Genomic DNA, 18,284 nt, shown 5'->3' with positions numbered 1-18,284 from the left:
GGCCACTAACAATGTCTTGTTGGCGGCTAGTATAGTTATTTCTATATAAATGATAATATGCTAATTTGTAAATTCACTTGTACATATAGGTAATAATCATGCAGTGGGATGGCATTAGCGAATTTGTTTACGTTGCGGAAAATGAAAGTTTTACCCTCGCCTCAAAGAAAATGGCGATATCTACCGCACAGGTGAGTCGACAGATAAGTGCATTAGAAAAACGCCTTAATATTAAGTTATTTTATCGAACAACTCGCAAAGTATCATTAACAGAAGAAGGCCGTGTTTTTTATCAGCATTGTCGCAGTGTTCTCGATGGTCTCGATGCTGCTGAGCGGGCTATCACAAATTTGCAGTCAAAACCCCAAGGCAAAATTAAATTAACAGCGCCTGTTGCCTATGGTGAAAAACAAATATTACCGCTAGTGAATAATTTCATAAAACAATATAGCGATGTTGAAGTGTCGGCTTATTTAAGCAACCGCCAAATAGACATTGTTGAAGAAGGCTATGACCTAGCAATTCGCCTTGGTAAGTTAAGTGACTCGACCATGATGGCAAAAAAACTTGGCAAAAGAACAAACTACCTTTGTGCATCACCGCAATACTTAGAAAAACAGGGAGTACCCCATTCTATATCAGAGCTTAATAAACATAGTTGTTTGTTGGGTACATTAGACTACTGGCATTTTAGAGAGTCTGACCGAGAAAAAAGTATCCGCGTAACCGGTAGATTAAGATACAACAATGGCTACAGTCTGATGGACGCCGCATTAAAGGGCTTAGGGATAGTTCAGTTACCCGATTATTATGTTCAACAACGCATAGAAAGTGGTGAACTGGTGACCCTATTAGATAATTACCGTGCGCCTGATGAAGGAATATGGGCAATTTACCCTCAAAATCGCCATTTATCGCCTAAAATAAGACTGCTGGTTGATTACTTAGCTGAACAGTTACTTTAATCTTCAGCTTTATTAAATTACCGAACAAGACTGTAAAGCTTAAGTCATAACATAAAATAATAACGGTTAGGTTTGCCGCTATTATCTTACATGCACTCCACCTAAGCTTCCAAAGTCACGCCGCGCAGATAAAGAGACAGCAATAAAAGGAAAGTAGTAATGATCAATCGCCTGTTTTATCCGTTAATCATCCAACAGGCTTTCGAGTGAATGTGTAACGCCCATTCGTTGATGTACTACTGGACTTGTTGTGGTGTATAACGTTGGAATACGGTCTTTTTCTAAAACAGTTTCCGCAATCGAAAAGGCCGCTAAGGCCGTTTCGTGGAAGCCACTTAAAATCAACTTTCGTTTACCCGGGTAATAATTAATATCACCAACGGCATAGATACCCGGCACTGAGGTTTGAAAAGATTGTGTATCTACTTTTATCTGGTGTTGGTGCATGGCAAGTTGCCAATTTGCTATCGGGCCAATCTTGGGTGACATACCAAAGAATATAACAAGTTCATCAAGTTCCACTCTACGTTTGATGCCATCTTTTGAATTTACTGTTAGGCCAGTTAGCTTATTATCTTCTTGCTGAAAGTCGCTCACTTGACCACATAAAAATTGCATTTTGAGTTCTTCACACAAGGCGTACATTTCATTCACGCTACTTGTAGCGGCTTTAAATTTTGTACTACGATGAATAAGCAAGACACTATTAGCCGTTTTTTGTAGGCTTAAACTCCAATCAAGTGCGGCATCTCCGCCACCTAGCACAACGACGTTTTTATCTTTAAAGTGTTCTATATTATTGATTCGGTAGAACAGTTGTTTCTCTTCAAATTTATCAATTAAGGGTATTTTTAATTTAACGGGTGAGAAGGCACCATTACCAGCAGCAATAATCACCGCGCGACAGTGAATAAGCGTATTCTTGTGCGTGGTAACTGAAAAAGAAACATCCGACAATTTATTAATGTCTTCGACCCGCTCGCCCAATAAAAAAGTTGGCTTAAAGGGAGCCGCTTGCTCATAGAGATTTTCTATAACTTGGCTTGCCTTAGCATTAGGCAAAGCAGGAATATCATAGATAGGCTTATCTGGATAGAGTTCAGTGCATTGGCCACCAACTTCTGGCAAGCTGTCAATAACAACCGATTTTAATCCTTGTAAACCAAGCTCAAATACTTGAAACAAACCAACAGGGCCTGCACCAATAATTACAACGTCTGTCGTTAAGGTTTTCATAAGTACCTCCTCAGTACCATTAGCTTATATTTATGGCGGTTCTAGCGCCTTGAAATATCAGTCTATTGTCATTTTTATAATCAATATAAATCACTACGGGCTTTATTGATTTACCCTTAGCAGGGTTAGCATTTAACGAGTTAAAATCACCTATCATCCATACTCAAAATGGTTCGCTACTGCTATTCTATAAATTTTTTTTCAAGTCGATGCTCAATTTATTCATCTACCCTGCTCGTCTTTTTTAACCAAGGCTTAAAGAATAACGCACTGGAAAAAAACAAGATAAAAGCTTGCGTCGTGATGCCTTGCCACGTTGAATTAATACCTAGCCACGCGAAATGAAAGTCAATAGGAAAGCGCGTAATACTAATAATAGCGGCTTCTTGCAGCGCTGTTATCGCTTTACCCGCGAGAATAAATGACAAGGCTAATAGTAAATACGTTGTTATTGAAAAGAATCGCGCTATTGGTAATTTAATAGAATATTTAATCATTAACCAGGCCACGACAACTAGCATAGCCGCTGCTGCCCCAAAGCCACTAAAAAGAACAAATTGCTGTGAGGGGTTTGTCTGGGTTAACAATGATTGATAAAACAGTACTGTCTCAAAAACCTCACGATAAACCGCAATAAACGCTAAGCCAGATATTCCCCATAAAGCACCTGATTTTAAACTTTTATTAATATTTTGTTGAACATAACGTTGCCATTGATCGGCTTGCGTTTTACTGTGCATCCAAAAACCAACATAAAAGAGCACAATTGCAGCTAACAGCGCGGCAACCCCCTCCATAGTTTCACGGCTAGCACCGCTAATCGTTACTAATTTTTGTGCCACTAACCAAGTTAACCCACCCGCAATTAAGGCTGCTATCCAGCCAAAATGAAGATATTTAATGGCTTCTTTTTTATTGGACCGTACCAGTATGGTAAAAAGCACCAGCACAACCAATAGCGCCTCTAAGCCCTCTCGTAACAAAATAATAAAACTGGCACTAAATAAAGCTGTGTCTGATATAACTGAGTCATTGAGTAAAAATTCAGCTTGTTCTATTTGCAGCAAAATTGCAGTAACAGATACAGCAAATTCACCCGAGCCTTCCTCGTTGTTAATTTCATTGCGCAAGCCTAACAAGTTAAATTCAATCATTTTACGTAACGAACTATCATAAGCGTCGAGGTTATTTTCAACAAGCTCGAACCCATCTAAGTAGGCACTCACCGCAAATTGTTGGGCAAGTATAACGTCATTATTTTTGTAAGCGGCAAGTGCTTTTTTAAGTTGATCACGCGCGATTGTTAATGGCGCCTTAGTTGCAGAAAACAGTTCCTCAGGGTTAGATCTAAGCTGCTCAACAAAACCTTTTTCCAAGTCAGTTTTCGCCCTATACAATTCGTTAGGGCTATACTGAACAAGTTCGGCGAGTGAGAGTTCAAGTGCATTATTTTCTTGTCGTTTTTCATCAAAAACAAAAGCTAAACTACCCGTATAAAATGCTAACGACCAACGTTGTTTTGCCGTTAAGCTCTTAAATGAAGGCATAGCAGTGCCGTCAAGACCGCCGGTTACCACATCATATAATCCTAGAATAGAACGGTCTAAAGCACGTGTTCTTTCGTTAAAATTAGTAGGCTGTGGACTTAGTTGCCTTGCAAGCTTCCCGTCTCCTTTACCCGTTACACCATGACAACTGGCACAATTATTTTGAAATAATTGCTTTACCCTAGATGCTGAAAGTAAAGATGTTGGTAACGATAACTGCGGAGAGTTATTTATCAACAGGTTTTTTAATTCACTGGTCAGCATTTGTATTTCGACAAGTGTTTTTTTCGCTTGTACCGCAGAGAGAAGTGATTTCGATAACTTAATCATGGCTTGTTCACCCGGCTCTCTCACCGATCTTTCAGCAATAATGTTAGAAAAATCAAGCATTTCTTGATACTCACCTTGATCAATAACTTTGCCATTACTGATGGCAGAAGCATAATCAACACTAATATATTCAGTGAGTTGTAAAAGTTGACGTAATCCTTCTGTATCGCTGCTCGCCGATGTTTGCGTTGAGATAAGATAACCAATAACAAAAAAAACATGAATAAATTTGCGCTTTAATGAGCGCATTGAAAAAGTCATTAATTTTTGAAAATAGCGAGAAAAATAATAAGTCATAAATAACCCTGTAACGCAATTGAGAATGATTCTCATTATACTACATAAGATAAGGATAATGTTAAATATTTATAAAAATAAAGTACTATAGTATCGGTTTAAGTTCTAACGGTTAACGTATGTCCCCTTAAATTAAATGTTCGCTTTTAATAAAGCACAATAATAGTTTATCGACTAATGAACCTCCCCCTTTATAGCCAATAATCTCCTCAAAGAGATAACAGTAAAGTTTGACCCTAAAGCAGGTCAGGCGTTACTATGATGAAGTTCTAGTAGGCTTTAGCTAAAATAGCTTGGCCAATTTACTCACCTAGTCGTAACATAAACATCCATATTTGAAATATTTACACCAACGCTGAACGGTTATACGTTCCTTAACAAAAGTGGCCGTATGTACAAAACTAAAAAAAGCACCAAACCCCAAGAAATTTCTTACAAACGTGTTCAATCATACATGATGTGGATGATCGAGAGATACGGTGATTACTCAGCAAAATCTTTATTGCAAAAAGCCAATTTATTATTCAAAGACGATACTCAATATAATCAAACTGCCTTAGATTATTTAATTGAACACGAAATTATAGATGATGCTCGTTATGCTAAAAGACTAACGCTTAGTCTGGCCGAAAGTAAAATAGGCCCAAATAAAATAAAAGAGAAACTTTATGCTAAGGGTTTTCAATCAACAACCATTAATGAGTGTGTCAATGAACTTGAAACGTCAGAAGAGGACTATTTTGATAAAGCGTTGGCGTTAAAAATAAGAAAATTTGGTGAAGAGCCTATTACCGATATAAAGTTGAAGCAAAAAGCTTTACGCCATTTAACGGCAACCAAAGGATTTTCATATGCCATTGCCAATAAAGCGATTACTTATAACCCTGAGCAAGAAGAATAGGTAGTCTGTCATTAAGGCTTTATTTTATAACAAACAATAAAATAAACTTAAGATCCTGTGCTTTATATACAGCTTACACCACAAGAATAGTGCGTTAATATAAGATCAATATCTTCGCCAGCTTTATTGTTAGTAATCATCAAATACTTTTTTAAATTGACCATTATTTTTCAATACAGAGATGGCTTGGTTGATTCGAGGAAGTAAATTTTCGTGTTCTTTTCTTAATCTAATAACGATATCACCTTTAGTATGTAAAGAAGCGAGTGCTATAGACGTTTGATGTTTTTCAGCCCAATATTGAGCCGCTCTTTCTTCTATAATAGCAACCTTAAAGCGCCCTTTTACCAACCCTTTGACTAATTCACTTTCTGATAAAAAATCAGCGCGAATAAACTTGTCATCATCAAAATAAGCATAGCCTGCTACTGTGCCGACTAACTGCCCATAAGCCATTTCTGGTTGATTGAACTCTATTGCAACATTAGGCAATGTAACAAAGTATTCTGTTACTTCAAATAAAGGAACACTGCTAACATAATCAACACCAATAATTTTATCTTTAAACCAATTGGGGCTAACAACATCGAAGTCAATTTGTCCTAATTCCAATGCGGTAACCGCTCTTTTTCCCGGGAGATAACTGGTATCAGTAGGAATGGCTGCTTGCATCATAATAAGCTCAATTAACGCGATAATAATACCAGGTTTTTGTTTATTTCCACTATAACCAAATGGCACCCAAGCCTTGGTGCTGCCTAGATCATATTTTAAAGGACTAGCAACAGTTTCTGTCGCACTAGAGACAAAAGATCCAAGCGTCATTGAAGCAGCGATTAAAAATATCGCCACATTAACCGTACGTTTCATCTTTGGTATTATCAATTGAAAATTCACTAAGTAGCCCCCCAAGAAGAGTTGTTTTAACTAAATAGAGTGTAAAAAACAAATCAGATACATTTTTAAAATTAACAGATAAAAAATCCAGTAGGCTAGTCGCGTAACCTTCATCGTTTTCGCAGCGCTAATAGCGTTAGCTATAACATAGCGCGATTTACGGTCTATTTCGACTGTCTATTTACATAGTCAAACTATAACGATTATTCACAGAAACGCTTATCCAAGAGGCGTAATTAAATGTTAATAAAAATCTGAAATACGGTTAATAAGATGAGCTTATTAACATTAGTTTTAATGATTTTATCTCTTTATTAAATATTGTTAATTATCCAAATAAGTTAATAATATTTCAGACCATAACTTTAATTATTTTTAAATCTTAACGTAATGTTAGGCACATAAAAATATGCCGTAAAGGTAAAGACTTCTTGTAGAATTTAGATTATTACTCATATAAATCAAGGTCCATAAAGAGAATAATTTAGTTTATTAAAATACTCTTTAGTAAACTCAATAAAAGCGTTCAGTTTATTCGACTGGTGAATTAATTGTGGATAAATCATAAAAATGGTCTGCCCTGCTGGCATTTCACTTTCAAGTATAGCGACTAACGTTCCCTCCTTAATCTCTTGGTCGACTAAATAGTCAGGCACCCTAATAATACCTTCGCCATTTAATGCTAATGTTTTCAGCATATGGTTATCGTTTATTTTTAACCAACCATCTACAGGCACCTCAGCGTTTAAGAATGACCAAGTTAATTGCTCTTGTCCCCTTAAACATTGATGCGTTTTTAAATCGCTGGGCACCTTTGGTTTACTGTATTTATCTAAATATTCAGCAGAAGCACAACAGCAATGTTTATAGGGCAAAATAGCTTTTGCAACCATATTTAAAGGCGGGGAGTTTGTGGCACGAAAAGCCAAGTCAAAATCACTACGATTTAAATCAAAACGGGTGTAACTGGTATCGATAGAAAACTCAATGGCGGGATGTAAGGCGCTAAACTTAGAAAAAATGTCGAGTAAAAACCTTTTAGTAAAGAGGCTTGGTGCTGTAATTTTTATAACACCTTCAATAGCATTGCCCTTATGACCAGCATTTCGCTCTAGTTCTAAAACAGAATGACGAATTTTATTTACACCCGTTAAAACACTTTCACCTTCTGCGGTTAAGCGAACACTCCGTGTCGAGCGGATCAACAAAGCAAAACCCATCTCCTTTTCTAATCGACGAATTTGAGCAGATAGATGCCCTCTAGATATTTGTAAATGTTTTGCCGCGACCGTAAAGCTTAAATGGCGGGCAACTTCACTAAATAACATTAATCGCTCAAGTTTTTTATGCTCTTTATTCATCATCTTTTGCGCTTATTGTGTGTTATATAAAACAATGAATTTTATTTTGTTATATATTCATTTGCAAATTTTTAGTGAAAAATACCTAGTCTTGTTATTACCTGCTTTATGCATGGCTGTAATTAATTTCACCAGCAGACGCTAATGCAGTAACTAAAGTATTACGGCATAAAATAGTAAAACAAAAAACGACAAATCAATAACTTGATTAACCAATTTGAATAAAAATAGGCATAAGAATGTTAAATATAGAAAATAAATGGGCGCTAGTAACGGGAGCTAGTCGAGGGATCGGTCTTCGTGTTGCGAAAGAGCTTGCTAAACAAGGCTGTAAACTCATCATTCATTCTCGACAATTAGCTGGTACTAGAGATTTACTTAATGAATTAACCACAGCGGGTCATGAAGTTTATGCTGTAGCGGCTGAACTTAATTCAATCTCTCAAGTAGAGCATTTAATTACCGAGGTGAAAGCCTTGAGTAATAACCACCTAGATATACTGTATAATAATGCAGCAATCATGACGACATACCAGCCGCTCTTTGCCCCGACGGCAGAGGAATACCTTCACAGTTTTATGGTTAATAGTATTACTCCGGCTAAATTATGTGATGCTTTTCTTCCAGGAATGCTAACGCGTAATTGGGGACGTATTGTTAATGTTTCTTCAGGTATTAGTAACCAACCTGAATTGATGGCATATAGTTGTTCAAAAGCCGCTCTTGAAAGGTATGTGCGCGACATGATGCCAACGCTATTAGGCACTAACGTCTTAATGAACTTGCTCGACCCTGGTTGGTTAAAAACAGACCTTGGCGGCACATTTGCCCCTAACGATGTCGATTCAGTAATGCCCGGCGCACTTATTCCCATACTATTGGAAAAAGAGCAAGGGAGTGGTATTTTATTTTGCGCCCAAGATTATGTTGGTTAACATTATACTTAGTATCAGGCTTAAGTATCGAGCTTAACTATCGAGCTTAAGCATCGATGGGCTAATGACGCTTTATTGTAGATAGCTAGTCAGTGGAACAAAGAGCATGAGTTCGATGAAAAAATAATTTTATTTGTACTTTTATCTTGAGTAATAGTTAATGAAATCACTAAAAAATAGAAACATACGTTGGGGAATTATCGGTTTAGGTAACATAGCCAATAAATTTGCAACAGACTTATTAACGCTGAAAGATGCTGAGCTATATGCCGTTGCTTCAAGAACACAGCAAAAAGCCAATGATTTTGCCGATAAATATCACGCGACTAAAGCTTACAGCAGTTATAAGGCGCTCGTAAATGATGAAAATGTTGACGCTATTTACATAGCAACACCACATTCAATGCATAAAGAAAATGCGCTGCTGTGCTTAGAGCAGGGTATCGCGGTGCTATGTGAAAAACCTTTTGCCATGAATACAGATGAAGTGCAATGCATGATTGATGCTGCAACGGCAAATAATACTCTGCTAATGGAGGGGCTCTGGACCTATTTTCTTCCCCATTATAATTTTGTTTTAAATAAACTGACTGATAAAACTTACGGCAATCTACGTAAAGTTGAAGCAGATTTCGGTTTCGCAAGAGAGTTTAACCAAGAAGCTAGGCTGTTTAATAAATCATTAGGCGGAGGCAGTCTTTTAGATATTGGCATTTATCCTATTTTTGCAGCACTAACTACCCTTGGCGTGCCCGAGACCATGACCGCTGATGCAACATTTTTTGCTAATGGCGCAGATTCTTCCTGTTCCATGGTCTTTAACTATAAAAATAACGTGGTAGCCTTGTTAAAATCGACACTCTTGGAGTCGACGCCAAGTGAAGCTGTGTTTTATTGTGAACAAGGCAATATTAAAATTAACAGTGGCTTTAACAGCCCTTCAACCGTCACTTTAATAACTGATACAAAAGAAGAAGTTATCTCTTTTAATGGCAAAACATTTGGCTATGATCACCAAATCAACCATTTTAATGAACTGTTACGTCAAGGGAAAAAGGAAAGCCATATCATGACCTTTAATTTTAGTCGCCAGCTTATCGAGACTTTAGATAGCGTTAGAAAACTTATTGATTTGAAATATTAATTGTAGATATTGACTGTAGATATTGATTTGAAATGTTGATGGTTAGCACTAATAAAGTCATGTTAATGGTATCGCCCTTTTAACGCCAAGCGTCTTAAGCAATAAGCCATTATCAATGCATATAACACGGTGATAATGGCTTTATTTTATTGACGCTTTATGACTGTTCTATCGGTAACAAAGTTATTTCAACACGGCGGTTAAGCTCGCGACCTGCAGCTGTTTTGTTCGTTACTGCCGGTTGTGTTTCGCCAAAGCCAACAGTTTCTAAACGATCACTAAGGATTTTTTGTCCACGAAGATAATTAGCGACTGAGCCAGCTCGGTCTTCAGACAATTTCTGGTTATGCTGGGCAGAGCCACTAGAGTCAGTGTGACCAGAAACAACAATAATGGTTTGGTTATATTCTTCAAGCACCAAAGAAACAGAATCTAATACGCTAGTAAAGTTGCTGTTAATGTTTGAGCTGTTCGAAGCAAAAGTAATGTTGCCTGGCATAACAAGGTTAATTTTGTCGCCGTCACGCACAATACTCACGCCACTGTCGCGTAATTGCTTACGCAATTTAGCTTCTTGAGTGTCCATATAGTAGCCAATACCACCGCCGATTGCAGCGCCACCTGATGCTGCTGCTAAAATACGTTTGTTACGTGTTCTGCTGTCTTTGTCTTTATTGTCTATAAAGGCAATGACTGCTGCTAAGCTTGCGCCTGCAGTTGCGCCTATAGCTGTTTTACTGGTTTTACTTTCACCTGTGTAGGGATCAAATGTTGTACAGGCTTGTAGCAATAATATCGCAGATGCGGTGGTGATTATTTTTTTCATGGTGAATTTCCTTTATTGGCCTTATTGCTTATTGTACAAAGCTTGGGCTATTAATAAATTACTGCAGGGGCAGTCTTGCCATTATTGCTTTTCGTCTATGTATTTTAAGGCACAAAAAAACCCGATGGAGACTCGGGCCTGAATATATAACGAAAATACACATATCTAAAACAGCACTAATTTTATACTTAATATTTATAACATTCAAGCTACCTAAATTAATTACTGATGTTATATTTACTGAGAAGTGTTGTACCAAGAGCGTTAACTACTATATCTTAGCGGCATGAGTATTCTATGGAAAAACCGATGACGTTAGCAGCAGATTTTAGACATTTTATTGACGACGAGGGCAACGTTCTCGAACTTACTGACCAAGCAAAAGTAGTTTTTATTTTTCTGAGTAAAATTGTATTAGCCCTTTCTGAAAATATTGAGCAACCGCTCGTTCACGTTAACTTAAAATGTAATACTCGTGCTAAACAACTCTCGTGTTCTGGAGAAATCAAAGCTAAATCAATAACCTTAGGGCTAATTGAATGGCATTGCGACACTTGCCAAGCTTGTGGAACGATTACTCATTGGCAAGGAAGTCGTTGGGACAAGCAGCAACGCGTTATACATTAGGTCTACTTTAGTAATAAAATATTGCTAGATAATAAAAGAGCGAATGCTAGACACGAACGCCAGCGCTTAAAATGTTCAGAACATACGATTTTAAGAGAACGTTCGTGGTTTACATTACTTGATTTAGCTAATTAATCGTGTCGATAATAATCACTTCACAGTCAATTAACGCCCTGAGTAAAATTGTCGTTGACTGAGTGACTTCAGCGCCATCTCCTGCGTTCATGGTGATAATTTTTGAGCTATCCTCTACTTTAAACATACCTGCTGAAGCTAATATATAAGCTTGATGGTCAATGTTATGCTCAATAACGGTTCCTTTCGCTAATTTCCCTCCATATATGCGCGTTTCTTGGTTAATAAACAGCGCCTTATTTTTATCTGCTGGGTAGCCTGATACTAACAATGTCAGTGCTGATAGCTGCTCAGTAGGAAATCTCTTACTTTCCCAGCGAGGTGCCACATCGATTTTATTAGTTTCAATCCAAATTTGATAAAAAGTTAATGGATTTTTAGTGCGATTATATTCTGAATGCACAAGACCTGTACCTGCACTCATCACTTGAACTTCACCTGCTTTCGTTGTGCCTTTATTGCCGGTACTGTCTTGATGAGTGAGCGCACCTGAACGAATAAAACTGATAATTTCCATATTACGGTGTGGGTGCGAAGGAAAGCCCATGCCCTGTTCAACCCAATCATCATTAACAACACGTAACTTTCCAAACCCCATCCGGCTTGGATTGTAATAATTAGCAAAGCTAAAATGATGTTTAGATTTAAGCCAGCCATGGTTAGCGCTACCTAAGCTTTTATAAAGATAATGTTTTATCATCAAATTTCCTCAGTATTTATTTATCTAACTTCATTTACCAGTCAAACCTTTAACCTATTAACCCTTAGTATTGACGATTACGGTCATGTGGCGCATCAAAGTGTTCCGCGGCGCCTAAAGGGACAATACCTGTTGGATTAATCGTTAAATGACTCGCGTAGTAATGAGTCTTAGTGTATTCCAAGTCAACCGTCTCTTTAATGCCAGGTACTTGATAAAGTTCATTAACATAGTTCTTAATATGATGAAATTCGCTGATTTTTTGGCGATTACACTTAAAGTGCCCATGATATACCGCATCAAAACGGATCAGTGTGGTGAACAAGCGCCAATCCGCTTCGGTTATTTTGTCAGCCACTAAATACCGCTGTTTTGATAAGAGTACCTCTAGCCAATCTAAGCTGTCAAATAAGCTGTGGTATGCGTCATTATAAGCCGCTTGTGTCGTCGCAAAACCTGCTTTATAAACACCATTATTAATAGTGTCATAAATACGCGTATTTACCGTTTCTATGGCTTCTCGTTGCTCAACGGGATAGTAATCATCAACATTACCTGTTAACTCGTTGAATGCTGAATTAAACATTCTACTGATTTCAATGGATTCATTATTAACAATCGTCTGAGTTTTTTTATCCCATAAAATAGGGACTGTCACGCGTCCTTCATAGCTAGGATCTGCTTTTAAATATAATTGGTAGGCATAATCTAAGTGATAAAGTGGATCTCCCTTATCACCAAACGTCCAACCATTTTCCATCATTTTAGCTTCAACAACACTCACCGAAATAATTGTTTCAAGTTGTTTTAACTTTCTAAATATTAGCGTTCTGTGTGCCCAAGGGCACGCCAACGAAACATATAAATGGTAGCGGCCCGCTTCTGGTTTAAATTGACTATTAACATCTGATGAAATTTGACTTCTAAAACGACTATCTTGACGAACAAACTGCCCTTTACTTTTATTGGTGTCATACCATTGGTCGACCCATTTACCGTTAACAATTAATCCCATAACAAACCCCTTAAATTTATTGATTTAGCCATTAGTACTATTAATGGCAGATAATTTAGCTATCTTACATTTTACGTATTTTAATTAGCTTTCGAGATACGTGACGATCAATAGAGTACTTTCCGCCACCTTGCACAAATAGCGCAAGCGTTATCGCTAGTAACGATAAGGCAAACTCATAACCGTTATTACTCATAAATAGGCCATTACTGATATGAACACTAAAGATGGCCACTATCATGGTAATAGCCAAGACAAAACTGACAGGTCTAGTGAGAAAACCAATCAATAATAATATCCCACCAAAGAACTCAGCACTACCGGCCATTAATGCCATAAAGAAACCCGGAGTAAGCCCTATAGATTGCATCCACTGTCCGGTTCCCTCTAATCCATAACCGCCAAACCAAGCAAATAACTTTTGTGAACCATGAGCGGTAAAAATTAACCCAGCAATTAATCGCAGCGGTAAGCTTGATAAAGATTGTTCAGTTTTAGTGATACTATTGATGGTATTTATAAATGACATTTTAATACTCTTTAATGACTAATGATTTAATATGTAGCTATTGTAAAGGTTGAGTTGATATCGAATAACCCCTATTATTTGTTTGTTATGTTCAAATAATTTGAACAATTAAATATCTGGATAATAGCCATGAAAACGCCACCTATTAGTATTGAAGCATTACTTGTATTAGATGCTATTGAAACGCGTGGCACTTATGCGGCCGCAGCAGAACAATTGAATAAAGTTCCTTCAGCGCTTTCTTATATCGTTCAAAAGCTAGAAGAACAGTTAAACGTGACACTCTTTCAACGACAAGGCCGTCGCGCCGTGCTAACGCCAGCCGGCAAGCATTTATTATCAGAGGGCCGTAAAGTACTAACAGCCATTAATACCCTTTCAGAACAAACTCAAACAATTGCTAATGGCTGGGAACCCAAGATCCGTATTGCTTGCGATTCCATTATTGATATAAAAACTATTTTTAAAGGCATAGAAGCATTTTTAATCGCCCATCAAAATATTGAAATTGATGTGCGAGAAGAAGTAATGAACGGCACGTGGGAGGCATTAATTGAAGACAAGGTTGACTTAGTTATTGGCGCTCCTTCACCTGTGCCCAATCAAAAAGGTATTAGGGCAATAAAAATTGCAATGTCTGAAAATGTTTTAGTGGTTAACAAAGTACATCAATTAGCCTTTCTTAAAGGGCCGCTTGAATCAGCACACTTATCAAAATATAGGAATGTCGTCGTTCATGACTCAGCCCAACATGAGATCCCCTGGTCAGTTAATATTATCCAGGGCAGTCAACATTTCTTTGTCAGCTCGATTGCGATAAAAATTGAAGCGATTATTGCAGGGATTGGCATCGGATACTTACCCAAAAACCTCATCCAACATCATATTGAATCAGGCCAGCTGGTAGTTATTAAATTAGCAGAAGAGCGCCCACTGCAAGACTTATTTATGGCATGGAAAATAACCAACAAAGGTAAAGGATTAAAAAAATTAATCGCTATCTTATCAGCACAATAAACTAGCAATAATAGTTAACCTTAAGCCTTTAATTATTAATATAAATATCATTAATACAAGAGTAGACGTTTTTATCTATTTCATTTAAAGTCGCCTCCACAATTTGTAGCTTAAAAGCTAATTTTTTCTGCCGATAACTTTATTTACGGCATCAGTGTGTGAGAGACCTTTCGATGAATAATAACCTTTGGGAACAACTATTTTCTATCAGCGATACCTTAAATGAATCTGCAGAATCAAAAGAAGAAAAACTCAAAATATTAATCAAGCATTTAGCCTCTATTAATATCACCCATGAACGATCATTTGATCCAGCGGAAAATTTTGAAGCCTATGTCGCAGTAAATTTATGTGAAGCTATACATAAAATTTTAAAGTAAAACTAAAATGTAATGCAGTAATGTGACCTTGCAAATTATTATTAACTGAGCCTATTTGTTATTTAAGAACAATTAGGCTCATGTTGCTCATCTTTTGATATGAAAGTAACTATATTAACCATTCAACGGCAAACTGACTATCTGCTGGTAACAATTTATCTGCGACAAATCGATATTTAACATCTATTGGTTTGCATGACTTCACTGAATTTTTTAAAGTAGCGAAGTCTTCAATATTATTTTTAAACCCCTTTGGTTGATAACAATATAGTTTCAATATCGCCAGCATATATGCTGCAGAAGATGCCATATGGGTATTACGTAATCGTTGAAATTCAGAAGTGAAGTCGTCTGCTTCACTAATATTAAGGTTTTTTATACCTTTACGTAATAAGTTTGAAATTAACCTTATAAATTCTACTCGCGGAACATATTTATCTAAAAAGCTGTATTCACCCAGTGCTCGAACAGATTGCTCAAAGTCACCGATAATCAAATCGATTTCCGCTTTTTCTATGTACTGCATATCCAAACTTTTAGTTTCAATGTTATCCGCTGTTGCTATGATTTGCTCTACAATTGGAGCAAAGTCACCAGATTCTAATGAGACAACAACATCGATCCATTGCTTACGAATAAAGTGATAATTGTTTCCACCTGCAGCCCCTGAAACTATACTGTCATCTAACTTTAAAGGAATTTGTTTTAAGCCATGTTTTTTAGCGAGTTGTATTTCGTTACTAACTTCTTCTGAAGCTGCAACCTTTAATAATTTATTTCCAATAGAATGCTTTGAAGCTAATAGTACAAAAAGCTCACACTGTTCGATACCCTCTTCAATATTTTCAGCATAATTCTCGCCACCTAAAATTTTATTGGGTGCAAACCAAACTTTATGACCTGCTGCTTTTAAGCCTTCTACAATCTTGGTTGCTGCGTCTGAATCTTTGGTGCTGTAACTTAAAAATATGTTTCTCATCTTTAATTTTCCGTATTTAAATTTTTAAAATGTTCCGATGCGGTTAACTTCATGTGTTGTAATAAATTAACTTAAGACGGCTTCAGACCTTTTATGACTTTCTATTTGTGTACGGATATTCTTATAAGCTAAATCAACTAAACTATCTTTAGATTGAGACTTTGCTATTGAGTCACCTGGATCATAGTTCTTGGCAATATCACATTGTTCTTCGATATAACTCATTAATTTTTGTTGAGTGATATCTAACAATTTCACTAACTCGCTCTTGTTTTCTTCTTTAGCACGAGCGATTTCTGCTTGGTAGTATACGGTTAACTCTTCTGATTCAACTTCAAGTCGTTCTTTAACAGCAGCAATTCCACCGGCGGTGTCTTGCTCGATACTATGTGCGTCATTCTCAGCTAAGGTTTCAGAAAACTCTCTAATACTCTCATCATTCATCAGTGTTAGACTAATTTTTGCCCCACTAGTGACTGAAAGTGTAATTTCACTTCCCGTTAATTCTTGACCAAAGCGATTACGATGAACGTCTTTACGTGTGACATTGCTGACATCTTTGTAGTAAAAAGAGTTTGACTCACGGCCAATGTATTTATCAGCAATAAAATCATAGTAGGTGGAGAAAACATCAACTTTTTCTTTAGTTAAGAAAATATATTGTATTGATCTTACCGCACAAACTAATTGCCCATTGCTATCAAAACGAACCGCTTGTTCATTTTGCTTATTAAGTCGAGGATGACTATTTTCTTGGATATACGACCAATCTTGCAGAACAATCGACTCACTTTTTTGACCATCACTTCGTTGATAAGTAATATCTGACTGATCGATATTACACTCTTGCATGGCCGCTTGCTGAATTTCATTTTCGATTTTTTGTTCAATAAGTTTATTTATTTTAACACCGCTAAATAACTCATTATCTTGATGACTAGGTAAATTATTGAGTATCTCAGAGCGGTGTGTCTTAATTGTTTCAATCAAGTTACCGTAGGTTGTTAACATCACTTCAATAAGCGAAAGGTTACCCACGTTTTTAAACTGCTTACTTTTCTGGCGTCGATTGCGAATAAACCAGAGCAAGGAAATGAACAGTAACGCCCCTGTACCTATAGCAAATATAATTTGTAAATCTAGTAGCTTGATATGTTTAAGTGTGTTCTTGGACTCAAGCATTTTATCTACTATTGGACTGATTGATTTGACAAGCATGTCAAAGTTATCAGTTAAAAACAGTGCTACCACACCAATTCCGCCAAGAGTAATGGCGAGAAAAAAGAAAAATAAAGCTGTAAATTTAGCAAATTTTCGCTTACTACGATGTTTTTCTATGCTTTTTTCGGTTTTAGATTTTTGTAGTGTTAACTCTTCTTCAGCTTGACGCGCCAAATCAATATTTTCTTTTAATGCCGTTTTTATATTTCTTTCTATTGGCCGGTAAAAGAAATCCCAAATGATGCGATTACCGCTACTTTTTTTGAACAACAATTCTTGGTTTTCAATCTCTTTTTTACCACTTTTTAAGTGGAAGTCTCCAAATTCAAAACTATTACATGTTAGTGGATAATCATCAGTACTGGCATGTGATTCAATCCAATTCTCGCTTTCCTTACTTGCGGTCACTAACTTATCGAAGTAATCTGTAATACCAACATCTTTAACATGTTTCTCTAACAATTCCCCATCTTTAGACCACAACTGAAGTATATTATGAGTATCTTTAATTAACAGTTGAAGATTATCTAATTCAAGTACATCGGTACGAGGAGAAAAAGAGAATTTATACTGATGAATCAATTCACCCTTAGCAGACCATTGACTTGGATTTTCATTTTCAGGTTTGACAATCCAAGTGTCTGATTTAAACCACTTGATGTACTCTACAGTTTTAGTAAATCCCGTTAATTCAGCGAGTAATTCACCCGTTAATCGCCAGATTTTTGTGTCCAACTTATTCTTAATAATAAGTGTTTTCGCATTAGCAAAATCAACATCATCTAAGCAGCTAACATCAGCCTCAATGGTTGCAATACATTTATAACTTCTCATGTCCCAATGCTTAATCGTTCCATCTAAGCTGACAGACAGTAAGTTACCATTAGGAAGTTCAATTAAACCAATAACTTTACCCGTATGACCATTAAGCCTTTTAACTAATCGACCATCTTTGTTGCTCGAAATTTGAATAGCATGCTCTAAATCAACAGTCAAAAAATGATCTTTATATTCTATATTTATTAGCGCCATGGTACCTATGATACGTTCATTGTGGCGAGCAATGGTTTGCTTTTCATCTTGTTCTTTACAAACCCAATTAAAGCTATTGTCTAAGCCCCACTCTATCTCATAGATACCCAAGTCTAATCGTCTAACTTCTTCTGTTTCTAGCTCTTTATCCGTAAGGGTTTTATAGCGCTGGTAACTATTGGCCATTGAATTAATATCCTATTTTATTCT

General features: G+C 36.7%; 17 protein-coding genes. 7 read left to right on the top strand and 10 right to left on the bottom strand.

Features of this window, described 5'->3' with window-relative positions; all coding sequences use genetic code 11:
• The first annotated feature begins 98 nt into the window (after window positions 1-98).
• Window positions 99-965: a LysR family transcriptional regulator gene (locus H4J69_RS08015; protein WP_182214163.1), complete on the top strand. Its 867-nt coding sequence runs from the start codon at window positions 99-101 to the stop codon at window positions 963-965.
• Between the two features lie 183 nt (window positions 966-1,148).
• Here H4J69_RS08015 and H4J69_RS08010 read toward each other — a convergent pair whose 3' ends face one another.
• Together H4J69_RS08010 and H4J69_RS08005 are read right to left on the bottom strand one after the other, a co-directional pair.
• Window positions 1,149-2,201, bottom strand: a complete 1,053-nt coding sequence (locus H4J69_RS08010) for an NAD(P)/FAD-dependent oxidoreductase (protein WP_182244967.1) — start codon at window positions 2,199-2,201, stop codon at window positions 1,149-1,151.
• A 218-nt stretch (window positions 2,202-2,419) separates the two neighbouring features.
• A complete protein-coding gene (locus tag H4J69_RS08005) occupies window positions 2,420-4,375 on the bottom strand; it encodes an FTR1 family protein (RefSeq protein ID WP_182244966.1) in 1,956 nt (651 codons plus the stop codon).
• Between the two features lie 391 nt (window positions 4,376-4,766).
• Here H4J69_RS08005 and H4J69_RS08000 point away from each other — a divergent pair, with 391 nt between their 5' ends.
• Window positions 4,767-5,276, top strand: coding sequence for a regulatory protein RecX (locus H4J69_RS08000; RefSeq protein WP_182244965.1), 510 nt, complete (start codon window positions 4,767-4,769; stop codon window positions 5,274-5,276).
• Between the two features lie 129 nt (window positions 5,277-5,405).
• Here H4J69_RS08000 and H4J69_RS07995 read toward each other — a convergent pair whose 3' ends face one another.
• Window positions 5,406-6,173 carry an ABC transporter substrate-binding protein gene (locus H4J69_RS07995; protein ID WP_182244964.1) on the bottom strand — a complete coding sequence of 256 codons (768 nt, stop codon included), beginning with the start codon at window positions 6,171-6,173 and terminating at the stop codon, window positions 5,406-5,408.
• A gap of 461 nt (window positions 6,174-6,634) precedes the next feature.
• Window positions 6,635-7,537 carry a LysR substrate-binding domain-containing protein gene (locus H4J69_RS07990; RefSeq protein WP_310733596.1) on the bottom strand — a complete coding sequence of 301 codons (903 nt, stop codon included), beginning with the start codon at window positions 7,535-7,537 and terminating at the stop codon, window positions 6,635-6,637.
• 236 nt (window positions 7,538-7,773) lie between these two features.
• On the opposite strand from H4J69_RS07990, the gene H4J69_RS07985 reads away from it, so the two are divergent.
• Together H4J69_RS07985 and H4J69_RS07980 are read left to right on the top strand one after the other, a co-directional pair.
• Window positions 7,774-8,469, top strand: a complete 696-nt coding sequence (locus H4J69_RS07985) for an SDR family oxidoreductase (RefSeq protein ID WP_182244963.1) — start codon at window positions 7,774-7,776, stop codon at window positions 8,467-8,469.
• 160 nt (window positions 8,470-8,629) lie between these two features.
• Window positions 8,630-9,613, top strand: a complete 984-nt coding sequence (locus tag H4J69_RS07980; RefSeq protein WP_182244962.1) for a Gfo/Idh/MocA family protein — start codon at window positions 8,630-8,632, stop codon at window positions 9,611-9,613.
• A 157-nt stretch (window positions 9,614-9,770) separates the two neighbouring features.
• Here H4J69_RS07980 and H4J69_RS07975 read toward each other — a convergent pair whose 3' ends face one another.
• The gene (locus tag H4J69_RS07975; protein WP_070376549.1) at window positions 9,771-10,439 is read right to left on the bottom strand and encodes an OmpA family protein; all 669 of its coding nucleotides are present in this window, start codon (window positions 10,437-10,439) and stop codon (window positions 9,771-9,773) included.
• A 309-nt stretch (window positions 10,440-10,748) separates the two neighbouring features.
• Between H4J69_RS07975 and H4J69_RS07970 the strand changes: the two genes are divergently transcribed.
• Window positions 10,749-11,066, top strand: a complete 318-nt coding sequence (locus H4J69_RS07970; protein ID WP_182244961.1) for a hypothetical protein — start codon at window positions 10,749-10,751, stop codon at window positions 11,064-11,066.
• Between the two features lie 127 nt (window positions 11,067-11,193).
• Here the strand turns inward: H4J69_RS07970 and H4J69_RS07965 are convergent, their stop codons facing one another.
• The 3 genes from H4J69_RS07965 to H4J69_RS07955 all read right to left on the bottom strand — a co-directional run bounded on the left by H4J69_RS07965 (window position 11,194) and on the right by H4J69_RS07955 (window position 13,445).
• Window positions 11,194-11,901, bottom strand: a complete 708-nt coding sequence (locus tag H4J69_RS07965) for a pirin-like bicupin family protein (protein ID WP_182221691.1) — start codon at window positions 11,899-11,901, stop codon at window positions 11,194-11,196.
• Between the two features lie 64 nt (window positions 11,902-11,965).
• Window positions 11,966-12,916 (bottom strand): glutathione S-transferase family protein, encoded by a 951-nt coding sequence (locus tag H4J69_RS07960; RefSeq protein ID WP_182244960.1) that lies wholly within the window; start codon window positions 12,914-12,916, stop codon window positions 11,966-11,968.
• Window positions 12,917-12,980: 64 nt separating this feature from the next.
• Complete coding sequence (locus tag H4J69_RS07955; protein WP_182244959.1) at window positions 12,981-13,445, bottom strand: DoxX family protein; 465 nt, start codon at window positions 13,443-13,445, stop codon at window positions 12,981-12,983.
• 129 nt (window positions 13,446-13,574) lie between these two features.
• Here H4J69_RS07955 and H4J69_RS07950 point away from each other — a divergent pair, with 129 nt between their 5' ends.
• Both H4J69_RS07950 and H4J69_RS07945 read left to right on the top strand, forming a co-directional pair.
• The gene (locus H4J69_RS07950) at window positions 13,575-14,462 is read left to right on the top strand and encodes a LysR substrate-binding domain-containing protein (protein WP_182216423.1); all 888 of its coding nucleotides are present in this window, start codon (window positions 13,575-13,577) and stop codon (window positions 14,460-14,462) included.
• Between the two features lie 173 nt (window positions 14,463-14,635).
• The gene (locus H4J69_RS07945; RefSeq protein WP_182216421.1) at window positions 14,636-14,842 is read left to right on the top strand and encodes a hypothetical protein; all 207 of its coding nucleotides are present in this window, start codon (window positions 14,636-14,638) and stop codon (window positions 14,840-14,842) included.
• 109 nt (window positions 14,843-14,951) lie between these two features.
• On the opposite strand, the gene H4J69_RS07940 is transcribed toward H4J69_RS07945, so the two are convergent.
• A complete protein-coding gene (locus H4J69_RS07940) occupies window positions 14,952-15,821 on the bottom strand; it encodes a toll/interleukin-1 receptor domain-containing protein (RefSeq protein ID WP_182244958.1) in 870 nt (289 codons plus the stop codon).
• Window positions 15,822-15,887: 66 nt separating this feature from the next.
• On the bottom strand, window positions 15,888-18,260 hold the full coding sequence (locus H4J69_RS07935) for a hypothetical protein (RefSeq protein ID WP_182244957.1): 2,373 nt from the start codon (window positions 18,258-18,260) through the stop codon (window positions 15,888-15,890).
• Window positions 18,261-18,284 lie beyond the last annotated feature (24 nt).

This window comes from Colwellia sp. BRX10-9 (assembly GCF_014077405.1).
Taxonomy (GTDB): Bacteria; Pseudomonadota; Gammaproteobacteria; order Enterobacterales; family Alteromonadaceae; genus Colwellia_A.
Note: the sequence above shows the minus strand (reverse complement) of the source record. Positions and strands in the feature narration are given on the sequence as shown.

Bases quoted from the DNA above. Each gene is read 5' to 3' on its own strand.
- H4J69_RS08015 (WP_182214163.1), top strand. From the start codon at position 99: ATGCAGTGGGATGGCATTAGCGAATTTGTTTACGTTGCGGAAAATGAA.
- H4J69_RS08010 (WP_182244967.1), bottom strand. From the start codon at position 2,201: ATGAAAACCTTAACGACAGACGTTGTAATTATTGGTGCAGGCCCTGTT.
- H4J69_RS08005 (WP_182244966.1), bottom strand. From the start codon at position 4,375: ATGACTTATTATTTTTCTCGCTATTTTCAAAAATTAATGACTTTTTCA.
- H4J69_RS08000 (WP_182244965.1), top strand. From the start codon at position 4,767: ATGTACAAAACTAAAAAAAGCACCAAACCCCAAGAAATTTCTTACAAA.
- H4J69_RS07990 (WP_310733596.1), bottom strand. From the start codon at position 7,537: ATGATGAATAAAGAGCATAAAAAACTTGAGCGATTAATGTTATTTAGT.
- H4J69_RS07985 (WP_182244963.1), top strand. From the start codon at position 7,774: ATGTTAAATATAGAAAATAAATGGGCGCTAGTAACGGGAGCTAGTCGA.
- H4J69_RS07980 (WP_182244962.1), top strand. From the start codon at position 8,630: ATGAAATCACTAAAAAATAGAAACATACGTTGGGGAATTATCGGTTTA.
- H4J69_RS07975 (WP_070376549.1), bottom strand. From the start codon at position 10,439: ATGAAAAAAATAATCACCACCGCATCTGCGATATTATTGCTACAAGCC.
- H4J69_RS07970 (WP_182244961.1), top strand. From the start codon at position 10,749: ATGACGTTAGCAGCAGATTTTAGACATTTTATTGACGACGAGGGCAAC.
- H4J69_RS07965 (WP_182221691.1), bottom strand. From the start codon at position 11,901: ATGATAAAACATTATCTTTATAAAAGCTTAGGTAGCGCTAACCATGGC.
- H4J69_RS07960 (WP_182244960.1), bottom strand. From the start codon at position 12,916: ATGGGATTAATTGTTAACGGTAAATGGGTCGACCAATGGTATGACACC.
- H4J69_RS07955 (WP_182244959.1), bottom strand. From the start codon at position 13,445: ATGTCATTTATAAATACCATCAATAGTATCACTAAAACTGAACAATCT.
- H4J69_RS07950 (WP_182216423.1), top strand. From the start codon at position 13,575: ATGAAAACGCCACCTATTAGTATTGAAGCATTACTTGTATTAGATGCT.
- H4J69_RS07945 (WP_182216421.1), top strand. From the start codon at position 14,636: ATGAATAATAACCTTTGGGAACAACTATTTTCTATCAGCGATACCTTA.
- H4J69_RS07940 (WP_182244958.1), bottom strand. From the start codon at position 15,821: ATGAGAAACATATTTTTAAGTTACAGCACCAAAGATTCAGACGCAGCA.
- H4J69_RS07935 (WP_182244957.1), bottom strand. From the start codon at position 18,260: ATGGCCAATAGTTACCAGCGCTATAAAACCCTTACGGATAAAGAGCTA.